Origin of the sequence: Synechococcus sp. EJ6-Ellesmere, from assembly GCF_024345875.1 — a bacterium.
Classification (GTDB): domain Bacteria; phylum Cyanobacteriota; class Cyanobacteriia; order PCC-6307; family Cyanobiaceae; genus Regnicoccus_A; species Regnicoccus_A antarcticus.
The window spans coordinates 1-11,720 of the sequence record NZ_JAGQBY010000099.1 but is presented as its reverse complement, the minus strand read 5'-3'; the positions used below and the strand labels follow the sequence as shown (position 1 = coordinate 11,720).

General features: G+C 62.0%; 13 protein-coding genes. 6 read left to right on the top strand and 7 right to left on the bottom strand.

All coding sequences use genetic code 11. The features are described from left to right. The 3 genes from KBY78_RS11450 to KBY78_RS11440 form a co-directional block, all read right to left on the bottom strand. On the bottom strand, positions 1-232 hold a 232-nt coding region (locus KBY78_RS11450; RefSeq protein ID WP_255143697.1), incomplete at its 3' end, for a hypothetical protein. A gap of 11 nt (positions 233-243) precedes the next feature. Beyond that, complete coding sequence (locus KBY78_RS11445) at positions 244-978, bottom strand: L,D-transpeptidase (protein ID WP_255143696.1); 735 nt, start codon at positions 976-978, stop codon at positions 244-246. A 347-nt stretch (positions 979-1,325) separates the two neighbouring features. Next, positions 1,326-1,538, bottom strand: a complete 213-nt coding sequence (locus KBY78_RS11440) for a hypothetical protein (RefSeq protein ID WP_255143695.1) — start codon at positions 1,536-1,538, stop codon at positions 1,326-1,328. A gap of 182 nt (positions 1,539-1,720) precedes the next feature. On the opposite strand from KBY78_RS11440, the gene KBY78_RS11435 reads away from it, so the two are divergent. The 6 genes from KBY78_RS11435 to KBY78_RS11410 all read left to right on the top strand — a co-directional run bounded on the left by KBY78_RS11435 (position 1,721) and on the right by KBY78_RS11410 (position 5,986). Beyond that, positions 1,721-2,629 carry a major capsid protein gene (locus KBY78_RS11435; protein ID WP_261347701.1) on the top strand — a complete coding sequence of 303 codons (909 nt, stop codon included), beginning with the start codon at positions 1,721-1,723 and terminating at the stop codon, positions 2,627-2,629. A 65-nt stretch (positions 2,630-2,694) separates the two neighbouring features. Then, positions 2,695-3,129 (top strand): hypothetical protein, encoded by a 435-nt coding sequence (locus tag KBY78_RS11430; protein WP_255143694.1) that lies wholly within the window; start codon positions 2,695-2,697, stop codon positions 3,127-3,129. Between the two features lie 10 nt (positions 3,130-3,139). Further along, positions 3,140-3,799: a hypothetical protein gene (locus KBY78_RS11425; protein ID WP_255143693.1), complete on the top strand. Its 660-nt coding sequence runs from the start codon at positions 3,140-3,142 to the stop codon at positions 3,797-3,799. An 80-nt stretch (positions 3,800-3,879) separates the two neighbouring features. Further along, a complete protein-coding gene (locus tag KBY78_RS11420; protein WP_255143692.1) occupies positions 3,880-4,122 on the top strand; it encodes a hypothetical protein in 243 nt (80 codons plus the stop codon). Between the two features lie 43 nt (positions 4,123-4,165). After that, entirely contained in the window at positions 4,166-4,846 is a 681-nt protein-coding gene (locus KBY78_RS11415) for a hypothetical protein (protein WP_255143691.1), read from the top strand. 99 nt (positions 4,847-4,945) lie between these two features. After that, complete coding sequence (locus tag KBY78_RS11410; RefSeq protein WP_255143690.1) at positions 4,946-5,986, top strand: hypothetical protein; 1,041 nt, start codon at positions 4,946-4,948, stop codon at positions 5,984-5,986. 41 nt (positions 5,987-6,027) lie between these two features. On the opposite strand, the gene KBY78_RS11405 is transcribed toward KBY78_RS11410, so the two are convergent. From KBY78_RS11405 to KBY78_RS11390, 4 genes are all read right to left on the bottom strand, one after another. After that, positions 6,028-6,615: a sigma-70 family RNA polymerase sigma factor gene (locus tag KBY78_RS11405; RefSeq protein ID WP_255143689.1), complete on the bottom strand. Its 588-nt coding sequence runs from the start codon at positions 6,613-6,615 to the stop codon at positions 6,028-6,030. A 363-nt stretch (positions 6,616-6,978) separates the two neighbouring features. Further along, positions 6,979-8,349 (bottom strand): hypothetical protein, encoded by a 1,371-nt coding sequence (locus tag KBY78_RS11400; RefSeq protein ID WP_255143688.1) that lies wholly within the window; start codon positions 8,347-8,349, stop codon positions 6,979-6,981. A gap of 266 nt (positions 8,350-8,615) precedes the next feature. Further along, a complete protein-coding gene (brxL, locus tag KBY78_RS11395; RefSeq protein ID WP_255143687.1) occupies positions 8,616-10,691 on the bottom strand; it encodes a BREX system Lon protease-like protein BrxL in 2,076 nt (691 codons plus the stop codon). Continuing rightward, the coding region (locus KBY78_RS11390; protein ID WP_255143686.1) for a hypothetical protein at positions 10,688-11,720 on the bottom strand (1,033 nt) is incomplete at its 5' end. The genes KBY78_RS11390 and brxL, both read right to left, overlap by 4 nt.

Here is an 11,720-nt window from a genome sequence, read left to right as displayed (position 1 = left end):
GCAGGCCGCTGTACTGCATCGCCTCGCGACCGACCGCACTGCCTGCCTCGATTACATCGAGGTTCTCCAGCTGCGGCTCACCGGTCTCCACCACCATGCAGCCGAGAAAGCCGCAGGCCTCTTCAGCAGCCAGCTGCTTGATGACTCCCAAGCTCGGCTCGGTGACGGCGCTGCTGCAGAAGAACTCCAGCCAGTGCTGCAGGTTGGAGTGGGACCCGGACTCCTGGTCCACGGGCCCCGCCGTCACTTTTTTTCCTGGAAGACCCCCACGTAGACCGTGCCCTGGCGGTAGAGGGGCAGCACCTTGTCGCGTAGATCGGCGTTGTGAATGCGGATGCAGCCCAAGGTGGGATGCAGGGGCTGCTGCGCTGCCCAGGCCCCAGGCCAGCCGCAGGCGGAGCCACCGCCGTGGAGCATGATCCCGGCCCGGCCAGCCTTGACCTCCTGGCCCTCTAACTCCTCCAGGTCAAATGAGTACCAGCCGTAGGCCATGGCGGTATCGGAGCAGGGGGGATTGGGGTTCTGCTCGTAATCGGCGTAGAGCTGCCCGAGCTTGTAGAGACCGGGCGGGGTGTCGGTGTTGGTGTGGCTCCAGTCGGTGTCAGCGCCCTGCCCCCGAGCCAAGCAGGGGATCTTCCAGAGAAAGGCGCCGCTGTGGTCGTAGGCCTCCATGTCTTCGTCGCGGTCATTCACCAGTAGGTAGGAATCACCGGGTTTGACCGGTGCCGGCTTTTGCGGCCCGGCCATGCCGGCTTCCTCTGAACCGCGGGGATCAAGACCACCGGCAGGGGGCTGCGGCTGCGGAGGCTGCTCGCTGAAGGCGATGGCCCAAGGGGCCTGCTCATCAAGGATCTCTGCGCCCTGGTCGCTGCTGCTGATTGCTTCAAACAGCTGCAGAACTCCGCGTTGCTGCTGCGGCTGATCGCGGTAGAATCGGAAGCGATCGCTGAACCGCTCGGCGCTCATCGGGGTAGTCATGGGGAGTGGTGCTGACCACTGCCTTTGCCAGCGACAGAACCGCACCGCCATTGCTATCAAGGAAGGCTGCTGACTCGGAGACCCCATCCACTACGCCGTGTTCTTCTCTGGCTCAGTGGGCGATGGCATCGAGATGGTGCAGTGCAGGCCCTTGATGAGGTCCATGCCGTGGATATCGTCCTGGCCCAGCACCCTGACGCTCATGTGAAGGCCGTTCCGGCCGCTTCGATCGAGGGCATGAACAAGCACCGCCTTCTGTTTTCTTGGCTGGAGTCGCTGTAAGGCCCAGGCACCAGCGAGCAGGCGTGGTCGGGCCAGCGAGCCCAAACCTGCTGGCCCGTGTTCTCCTAGAGCACGATCACCTGGGCGGCTGAACCCCAGATCAGCTGCTGATTGTGCGCCAGCAGCAGGGCCTGCTCACGCGGCAGCCAGTGGGGATCGGCGCAGATCTGCCCTTCTCCATCGAGAAACAGCGGCCGCGCCTCCGCGCTGCCTTTGGCGGCCAGACGGAACGAGATAAAGCGGATCGGGCAGGACGGCTCAACGGGAATGGTGGCCATGGCGGTGTGACAAGCAGGACGCGACCACCGCGCCCCGATGCATCGGGGCACCCTGCGGAGCGCCTGCCGAACACTCCGCCAGCCACCAACGCCATGCCCTGAGCTGCCCACCAACCGACCTCCCTGACGCGACCTGGTAACAGCTGCTGTTGTCACTGGGGCAAGGCCCCGGGAGAGTGCCCTTGGGCCTGACCTTGATCGAGGCGCAGAAATATGCCCGCCGCGCTGAACAGCTGGCGGTGCTTAAGACCTTTGCTGAGGGGGAGCTGCTGCGCCGCCTGCCCTTCCGCAACCTCGTGGGCGGCTCGCTGAGCTTCCCAGCTGAAACCAAGCTGCCTCGCGTTGGCTTTCGGGCCGTGAATGAGGGCTACCGCCAGAGCTATGGGGTGATCAACTCCGATTCGGAGTTTGTGCACCTCTTTGGCGGCGACCTGGATGTGGACCGCTCGATCGTTGATCTGCAGGGCCCTGAGGCCAGAGCTGCCCAGACCGAGATGAAGGTGCGCTCCATGCGCCTCACACTTGAGGCGGCGATCATCAATGGCGACGACACCTTTGATCCGCGGGCCTTCAACGGACTGAGCAAGCGGTTGGCACCTGGGGACGAGCAAACAATCGACAACGGCGGCAGCACCCTCAACCTGCTGGCGCTTGAGGCATTGAGCGACAGCGTGATCGGCTACGGCGGCGACAAGGTGCTGATCGCCAGCAAGGCCGCCCGCCGCCAGATCAGCACCGCCTCCCGTCAGGCCGGCGGCGAGCTGTATGAGGTGATCGACGGCCGCCACTATTTCGAGGGGATAGAAATCCTGCTGGTTGAGGAGGACGCCGAGGGCCATGCCGTACTCGGTTACGACGAACCGGCGGGCACCACCTCGATCTACTGCTGCGTGCTCGGTGATGCGGCGGTCTGCGGTCTGCAGGGGCCGTTTGAGGGCAGGTATGGCATTGCGGTGCGTGATTTCGGGGAGGTGCATGACGCACCGGTGTTCCGCACGCGGGTGGATTGGTACGTGGGCTTTGCGGTGTGCAACCGCAAGGCCGCTGCACGGCTTTACAACGTGGCGCCGATGCCGCTGGTGCTGCCCTAAGCGCCAGCACTAACCCCGGAGGACTGCCCAGAACCACTCATTCATTCCCTATAGGAGCCCTAGCCATGACCACCCAAGCCACCCGGTTGCTCGATGCCCAGACGGTGCTCGTCGGCTGGATTAACCACTCGGCAACCGACTGCTACGAACACAGCCGCAGCAGCGGCGATGTCATCAACCTCGGCACCGATCTCGATGCCTCCTGCTCCTTTGTTCTGGTGGCCTCTCACCCCGGCCACAGCGACGCGGTAACCGTGACGCTGGAGCTAGCGCCGCTGCTGGCTGACGGCACCACCGGCAGCTGGATAACTGCCGCTGCCGTCGCTATCCCCGCCGCTGGCGGCAAAGTGGAGGCAAGCATCAGCGGTGCTGCCCTGCTGCTGAATCCAGCCGACAGCGAACTGGTTACTCCGCCCTGCCTGCGGCTGGCGCGCGCTGTGATCTCTCCGAGCACGCCGGTAGGGATGTGCGTGGCGCTGACCGCCAAACAGGGGCTTTGAGGTGAGTGCCATGGACACCGCAATGCCCCTGCAACTGCTGCAACCCCTCGATAGCAACAACCCCGCCTCTACGCCCGTTCATCTCTCGGGCCCGGAGCAGCGGCTGACCGTCACTCCGGATCCGGGTGTGGGCGATGAATCCCTGCTGCCGCCTAGTCAGCTGCTGATCGTTAAGGACGGCGAGAGCCGCTCGATCTGGCCGGTGCACCTGGCTGGCTGGCTGGCATTGGGCTGGCAGCTGCACACGGAGTCGCCAGAAGCAGCGCCAGAGCCAGAGCCACTCTCGGAACCAGAACCGGAGCCGCAGCCATCAACGGAGCTGGTGGATGCGCCTGATCTCGAACTGGAGCAACCGGAAGCGACAGAACCCGCCTCGGCACCGGATGAGACCACGCCCACCGACGAGCCGCTGGAGACCACCGCCGATGGTGGCGAGGCCCTGCTGGCTTCTGAGCCAACCGACTTCCAGGCGATGACCAAGGCCCAGATCGTCGAGTTTTGCTCCACCGTCTACGGCGTGGAGCTCGATAGCAGCCAGACCAAAGCCGAGCTGGTGGAGCAGGCCACAGCGCTGGAAGCCCAGGCCAGCGGCAGCAGTACAGCCACCAGCGAGGGCAGCAACGATGCAGCTGAACTCGCGGCCCTGGAGCTGGGTGATGCCCTGCGCTGATCCCAGCAGTCAGCGCTGCCCCAGTCAGCAGATTCCTGGCTGGGGGCTGGCAACAGCTCAGCAGTACTCCCCTGGCGCCGATGGCCTCTGCCAATCCAGCTGTGCTGGCCCAGCTGACAGCCCAGTGCCGCAGCAGCAGCCAGCCCCAGGGGGTGATCTTTCTTGGTCAGGCCCAGCTCCAGGACGGCGGCAGCCCTGAACTACCCCCAGCTGGGGGCGTCAGTTCGGTGCAAGCTCTGGCGCCGCTAGTGAGCGTGACCGCTGGCGACGGGGTGGTGGTGCTCACGCTGGACCTGCGCCTGCTCAGCCCTCTGCCGCCTTGATCACCCCTTATTTCAACCGCTTTCCCCTTCTGCACTGATCGCCATGGCCACCACCACCGAGAGCCCCACTGCCGGCCGTTCCCTGCCCCAACCCAGCGACCTGCTGCTGGTGCAGCGCGGTGCTAGCCCCTACAAAGCCACTGCCGAGCAGCTCAAGAGCTACATGCTCAGCCCCGCCACGGCGGCTGTAATTGGTGCGATCAAACCGGGCACCAACCTCTCAGTGGATGCCGACGGCACCCTCCATGCCGCCATCTCCGGTGCCCTCACCTACCGAGGTGCGATTGACCCCACCACCACAGCAGCCCCAGCTGGCGCTGCAGTCGGGGATGTCTATCTGGCCAGCAGCTCCGGCCTTGCCCTGGCGAGCTGGAGCGGCATCGCCGGTCAGGACATCGCCCAGGGGGATTTGCTGCTGTTTGACGGCAGCAGCTGGAGTGCCAACGCCGCCCTGGGCCCCGATGGCGCCGGCGTGATCCGCATCCAGGTGGCTACGCCACTGGCCATTGATGAAAGCGATCCAGCTCAACCCCTGCTCAGCATTAAGCCTGCCTCCACGTCCGCTGCCGGCGTGCTGCGCCTAGCGGCTGCCGAGGACCTCACCGCCGGTACCGAAGGCGCCGCCGTCGATGCCGCAGCCCTCAAGGAAGCCATGGCTACCGCCCAACCACTGGGCGACTACATGCCGCTGGACATCAGCAGCCTCCCTGCCCTACCCGCCTGAGCAGTCACGCTCTGCCGCCAAGCCCAAACCCGAAAGGGCCTGACCAGGGGGGGGCAGCCGCCCCCTTTGTTTTTTTGAGCTCCACTGCCACTTATCGCCGTGATCCAGCCCACCGACCTGCTTGTGCTCCAGCGTGCTGGCAGCACCTACCGCGTCAGCGCCGCTGAGCTACTGGCCCTGCTCAGCTCGCCGCAACCCTCCCGCACTGCTGGCCGGCTCTGGGACCTGATCACTACTGCTGCAGACAACGACTGGCGAGCGATCTGTTGGTCTCCCCAGCTGCGGCGGTTGGTGGCGGTCTCGATCGACGGCAGCCAGCGGGGGATGACCTCTGATGACGGCGTTCGCTGGATTAGTCGCCCCACACCAAGCGACAACAACACCTGGATTGGGGTGTGCTGGAGCGCTGAGCGCCAGCTGTTCGTTGCCGTCGCTTCCAGTGGCAGCAGCAACTTGGTAATGACTTCTGCCGATGGCTATGCCTGGACGGCACGGCGCGTGCCGGTGAATAACAACTGGGTGGCGATCTGCTGGAGTCCGCAGCGGTTGCTGTTTGTGGCGGTGGCCTTTGGCGGCAATGCCAACCGAGTGATGACTTCTGCCGACGGCAGTAACTGGACACAACGTGCCACGCCGGCCAGCGTGGCCTGGCGTGCGATCTGCTGGGCCGCAGAGCTGGGACTATTTGTGGCCGTTGCAACCAGTAGCAACGGCACCAACCAGGCGGCGATGACCTCTCCTGATGGGATTACTTGGACCCTGCGCAGCACCCCAGCAGATAACAGCTGGCGCAGCATCTGCTGGGCAGCTGAGCTTGGTTTGCTGGTGGCAGTGGGCCAGAGCGGCAGCGGCAACCGGGTGATGACCTCACCCGATGGAACCAACTGGACCCTGCGCAGTACCCCGGCCGATCTGGAGTGGCGGGCCATCTGCTGGGCGCCCGAGCTGCGCCTGCTGATTGCCTTAGCTGGCACCGGCACTGCTCAACAGGTGATGACCTCTGCTGATGGCAGCAGCTGGACCCTGCGCAACACTGCTGCTGAGCGCCTATGGAGCGGTATTTGCTGGGTGCCAGAGCTGGGGCGCCTAGTAGCAGTAGCCCAAAACGGCAGCGGCAGCAGGGTGATGACCAGCAGCTGAAAGGCACAGCGGACTAGCCCAGTGGCTTGAGCCAAGGGGCCTCAGCCCGCCCCCACCAGCTGCTGGCGCAGAGCCTCAAGCGCTTTCTTCTGGGCCCGCTGCACCGACATGGCGCTGATCTCCAGCTGTGAGGCCGCTTGCCGGAGCGAGAGGCCCTCAAGGATGGTGAGCCGCAGTGCCGTGGCTTGAGCTGCAGGCAGCTGATCTACCAGCTGCTCCAGCGCCAGATCATCAGAGGGGCCGGCTGCTTCTTGCTCTGGGCTGGCCAGCTGATCGAGCAGGCAAGGCTCGCTATCGCCGTGGCCATCAAGGCTGATGTGACCCAGGGGGCACTGACTCTGCTCATGCAGGCGGCGCGGGATGCGCACCAGCCGCACCCGATCGCGCAGGTGATGCTGCAGGGCACCTGAGATGCAGCGGCGCAGATAGGGCTCAGCAGGCTCACCTGCTTTGCAGCGCAGCACTGAACGGAGCAGGGCTTCTCTGGCTACCTGGATCAAATCCTCCCGCTCGACCAAAGGGAAGAAGCGGCGGGCTACAGCTGAGGCAACGGCATCTGCCAGCGACAGGTGCTCCAGCACCAGGGCATCACGGGCACGGAGAGCAGAGCGGGAAAGAGGGGCAGCCATCTGGGGACGGCAGAGAACCCCACCCCCAACGGCCAGCCGCAGTGATGTGACAAGGACGCCCCAACGGGCGCATGGCTAGATCCTTGACGCAGCGCGAGGACTGGACGAGGGATTTAGGTGGGTGTTTGACGGCTCGGAGGCGACCTATTCCCTTTTGCAGGTAGTGCTGGCTAAATGAAATGCGTGATAGCAATGCTTCGTCTGTTTCGCATCTACAAGAAGACTGCCCACAAAAGAGGCATTTTGCGAGATACGCGAGCAGGGATCCACATGAATGAGCTATCGTTAGATGCCTTAATTGCGCTCAGTCAATGGCGCCGCTAGCTTTGGCTTGAAAATCTACAAAGCCAAAAGCTTCGCATTCTATTTTGCATTGGGATCAAGAGCCGGACAGACGATCTTGCTTGGCCAAGAGCCCTGGATCGCAGAATACTTACTGCTCAATGCGCAGGCGATAGGCATAATCTGCAGCAGAGCAAGAACAGTAGAAAGAAGCGCTAGGGCATACGCGGACCTTTGAAGCGACGCTGAAGAATAAACATTCTTCAGCCCAATGGCATCTGTGACGCCGGACATTATTCCCTTTTGGTTATCATGAAGGCTGGCGGCTTCTGACTGTAGGCCGATCATCAGAGCTGCCAGCAGAGACTGTTGATTATTGTCGCCTGACTTAAGCGCGGCAAGGTCTTCGCAAAAATGACAGATAATGCTTTTTTTGGCCACAATGTCATGGCTAAATATCCGCATGAACTCCATTTGAGAGTGAAGGGCTGTCACCAGCTTCTCTCGCGAACGACTGAGCAACTTGCCCCTTCCGGTAAGCCTTAAGTCTCTGCCCCAGTTGTTCTCAAATGACTCTGCGCACCTATCAAGAAGTGAGAAGCTTGCACCAAAAAATGACAAAGGGATGGAGTAATCAGTATTGGATTTTCCCAGGGAGGACAAAGCGGCGCCGTCATCGTCAATCACATCAACATTCTCGCGCTCAAGAAGAGTAAAGTAAATACGCCATCCTGAATCCATGCACTGCTCGAGGTTAACGATGCTGTTGCTCTCTGCATATTGCAGATGACTATAGCCGTTGACTCCGTAATCTCTCAGCCAATCTCCATTCTCCTTGCTCCACTGATTCATGCACTTGGTGGAAGGTGATCCCGTGATAGAAGCCTTAAATGATGGCACAATCGATCTAGCGGTAGCATGCTTAACTCCTTTGGCCATTCTGCTAATCAACCATTGTTCGAGATTGCTTCCTACTTCGGAGAAGCTGGCATGCAGAGAATCCCGAACGGGATATTGTTCGTATTGAACGGAGGATTGGAATCGCTTACCAAAAACCAACTGTCGAATACTGAAAGATGGAATACCCTTTGTATTGGCGGAACTAATTGACGACTTGAGCAGAGCGCCGCCGCCTTCTCGAAAAAAACACTGAAAGCTGATGACCATGTAAGAGGGCGTCGCCCTACAGTAATGCAAAGAAATGCGCTCGATATCAGAAGGTAACTCAGGGCAAATTAACGTATCACCAAAGCTGGGCCATCTGGCGTCTGTGCAAATAAATCCTATTTGACCGGACGAAAGAGCGGGAGTGTGTCGAGAGAAAGACTTAATCTTCTCAATTAACTCCTTCGATTCTCGCCGAAATCCGAAGAGCTGGCTGATTATATTTGCTGCATGAACGGAGGCATCCATTGTGAATGCATATGCATACGTTATGGAGCTGATCTCCATGCTTGTACCCGCAGGCACTTCTTGTGTGGGCAGCCACATCCGCCCCTCAGCCGCTTCTAGATACTTGCAAAGCTGCTTAAGCTGGGCGATTCTTCCCCGTCTAACCGGTATCTTCCTTGACCACCTAACAATCGCAAGCTTAACTCTGAGAAGGCAGCGCTTGCTTAGGTGAGCAAACCGTGAACGAGTGATTCTCATTAGAAGTTTTTATTTGCCATGTCAGGACGCATGAATCAGATTGACAACTATACGTAGTTGGCAATCAACTACTCCTCCAATCCCTTAAACACCGCATCCTCTGGATCCTTATAGAACTCAATCGAGATCTTGGTCCAGAGGTCATCCGGTAGATCGTTGAGTGCCCTACGGGCCGAAACGGGCATCAGCAGCACTTTGGCCTGCTTCTCTACTGCCAGTTCGGCGATGGCGATGGCGTTGGGGATCATCTCTACCGAGCCACCCAGGTTTAGAGAGCCAATGACGATGGTGCCGCCTCGAGTGTTGCGATCAAGCAAGCCACCGACCAGGGCGATCATCACCGGTAGACCTAGGCCAGCGCCGCTGCGGTCGTTATCCATGGCGCGCAGCTGGATGGAATACTCATGGCCGCGCGGGTCGCGATCACCCACCAGGCTCTTCGCCCGCGAGTAGAGGTTCTGCTCGCCCACCTTGGTGCTCTCGCGGAAGGCAGGGGGCACGGGCTGGTTGAGGATCTTGACCCCACTGCCGGGACCTACGGCCACCTCGATTCGGTAGAGGCTGGGGCCGGTTTCGCCGGTGCCGGGGCTGATGGCCCACACCTGGCCAGGCGGCAGCGGATCGCCGTCAATGGCGTCGTCGCTGTGGAGCTCGGGGGTGGCCACGAACTTCTCAACCCCATCGAGGCCGAGGGTGTAGCTGAAGTGGGTGTTGCGGAACTCGCTCTTGAGGCAGCGCTTCTGCTGTTCCTTCACCCGGCGGCGTGATTCCAGCGCCAGGCGCACGATCCATTCGAGATCCTCGTCCGGGATTTCCATCTCGGGATCGGGGAACAGCAGCTTGATCAGGGCGCTCACCGTCTTGTTGACACCCTCGATGTCGCGGCCGCTGAGGGCGCCACCGAGGTGGATGCGGTTCTGCATCGCCGCCAAGCGGCTGCCATCGCGCAGGCTGCTCCAGCACTCGCTGAGGAAGTCACTCACCAAACCGAAGTGGCCGCTGAGGTGTTCGTTGGGGTTGAGCTTTGGGAAATCCCAGCCCGGCGCGTAGGCGTGGATGCGGTCCTGGAAGGCCGTGTCGTCGCGCATCTCACGCGGCAGGGGGCTGAGCAGGTGGCCGATGCGTTGCTGCTGCTCCACATCGACGTCGAAGTTGCCCACCATCACGATCCCGCCCTCAGCGCGGATGCTCTCCTTGCCGCGGCTGAATTCGCCCGAGGCCATGTAGCCCTTGAGGATGTTGACGCCGTCCTTCTGATCGAAGGAGACGCCGGCCACCTCGTCAAAACAGACCACGTCGTACTGGCAGACCAGGCCGCGTTGGCCGTTGCCGTTGTTGACGAACATCTTGGCGACGGTGGCCTTACCGCCTGAGATCAAGTGGGAATAAGGGGAGATCTGCTGGAACAGGTGGCTCTTACCCGTGCCGCGTGGGCCCAGCTCGACCAGGTTGAAGTTGCGCTCCACGAAGGGAGCCATGCGCAGCAGCACCACCATCTTGGCCCGCTCATCGAGGGCGGTTGGCTCAATGCCGATCGAGCGGATCAGGAAGTCGCGCCACTCATCTGTAGTGAAAGCAGCTCGGCCCTTGGCCAGTATCCCCAGCACGTTGGGGTTGGACATCTGGATCGGCCGCAGTCCGGCGATGCGGAACGGCCGGCCGTTGCGCTCCTGGGCGATCACCGGGTCGTATTCGAGCGTCACCTCGGCGTAGAAACCATCGGTGAGCATGCGCTCGTTGGCACGCACTAGCTCGTCATCGATCTGGGCGTCCTTGATGGCCAGGCTGGGCACCTCTGCTGCGTAGGAATCGCTGCGGGTGTCGAGCCGAGCCCGCACGATGTCGATGATCTTGACGCTGCCTTGATCACGGGAGCGGGCCTTGAACAGCTCCTCTTCTCCAGTGCGCACGGTGCGGCCCTGGAGCTGCTTCTCGACGATCTGCAGGCCTTCTTCTATCTCTGCTGGATCGGTGCTGGCGCAGTAGCGGCCCAGGAGGAACTCCACCACGTAGGTGGGTACCGGGTACTGGCGGGAGTATTTGCGCACCAGGTCCTTGCGGACCAGGAAGCCATCGAAGGCCTTAGCCCCGAGCTGGTCGAGATGGTCCATCTCGCTGGTGGATGCGATGTCGGCGCTGCTCATGCTCCGCCTCCCACTACGGTGCGGCGTTGGGCGATCACCCGGCCATCAGGGCTCAACAGCACTGCCACCACCACTGCACCTTCCAGCTCGTCATCTTCCACCAGCAGGCGGGCTCCGCCATCGTCGATCGGCTTGGCCGTGGTGGCCACTGACGGGCCTCCAGCGGCTTCTCGGCGCAGGTCGGCTGACATGCCGGCCGTGCCGCCGCTCACCTCCAGGTTGCAGCGCAGGCCCTTCCAGCTGATCTCGGTAATGGCCACAGTAGGCGCGTTGCCTGCTCCGCCGGAGACCACCAACACGGGGGTGAGGCACTCCTGGAGGCTGATGCCGCCGTGGGCATAGGAGTAGCTGCCCCCTGTGTTGAAGCAGGCAGCGCCGCTCGGGGTGGCGAACTGCTCGCTGGGATTCCAGCTCCAGGCGGCAGTGGGCACAGGCACCTGGGATTCACCCTTGATGGCAGCGCAACGGGCCCACTTACTGGCAGTGAGGTGCTTGGGCAATTCAGCGGTGGGTAGGCCATCGGGGCAGAACAGCCAGCCGTGGTCGGTCACGACCTTCACTGAGCACCAACCGGCTTCCAGCAGTTTTTGGATGCGTAGGGCCAGCCGTTCGATCTCCGGCTGAATCTGTCTAGGGAGGTCGTTTTGGAGTTGGTGCCCGCGGTGATCGAGGTCACCGATCTCCAGCCACCCGCGCGCCTCGGGGCCAGAAGGAATGTTCAGCTCGTCGTCGCCGAGAACCGTGTAGCCCTGGGCGGTGAGGGCCTTGCGCAATTCGGCGGCACTGGTGGGCTTGCCCGAGCGGAAGGTTGGAGCGAAGTCTTCCGGTAGGGCCTGGCCTTGGATATCGCTGATCAAGGGCGTGATCGCGGGCTTGGCCGTGGCGGTGACGGTGGGCTGACCTGCCCAGCGGGTAGTGAGGCTGCCGGTGATGCCCATCACCTCCAACGACTTCTGCAGCTGGCGGGCAACGTCGTAGCGGAGGCCATCAGCAAAAAACAACACCTCGCCGGGTGCGGCGGTGATGGCT

What these genes read in the sequence shown, in the direction of transcription:
- KBY78_RS11440 (WP_255143695.1), bottom strand. Translation starts at nt 1,538, where the DNA reads ATGGCCACCATTCCCGTTGAGCCGTCCTGCCCGATCCGCTTTATCTCG.
- KBY78_RS11405 (WP_255143689.1), bottom strand. Translation starts at nt 6,615, where the DNA reads ATGGCTGCCCCTCTTTCCCGCTCTGCTCTCCGTGCCCGTGATGCCCTG.
- KBY78_RS11415 (WP_255143691.1), top strand. Translation starts at nt 4,166, where the DNA reads ATGGCCACCACCACCGAGAGCCCCACTGCCGGCCGTTCCCTGCCCCAA.
- KBY78_RS11430 (WP_255143694.1), top strand. Translation starts at nt 2,695, where the DNA reads ATGACCACCCAAGCCACCCGGTTGCTCGATGCCCAGACGGTGCTCGTC.
- KBY78_RS11425 (WP_255143693.1), top strand. Translation starts at nt 3,140, where the DNA reads ATGGACACCGCAATGCCCCTGCAACTGCTGCAACCCCTCGATAGCAAC.
- KBY78_RS11400 (WP_255143688.1), bottom strand. Translation starts at nt 8,349, where the DNA reads ATGGAGATCAGCTCCATAACGTATGCATATGCATTCACAATGGATGCC.
- KBY78_RS11445 (WP_255143696.1), bottom strand. Translation starts at nt 978, where the DNA reads ATGACTACCCCGATGAGCGCCGAGCGGTTCAGCGATCGCTTCCGATTC.
- KBY78_RS11420 (WP_255143692.1), top strand. Translation starts at nt 3,880, where the DNA reads ATGGCCTCTGCCAATCCAGCTGTGCTGGCCCAGCTGACAGCCCAGTGC.
- brxL (WP_255143687.1), bottom strand. Translation starts at nt 10,691, where the DNA reads ATGAGCAGCGCCGACATCGCATCCACCAGCGAGATGGACCATCTCGAC.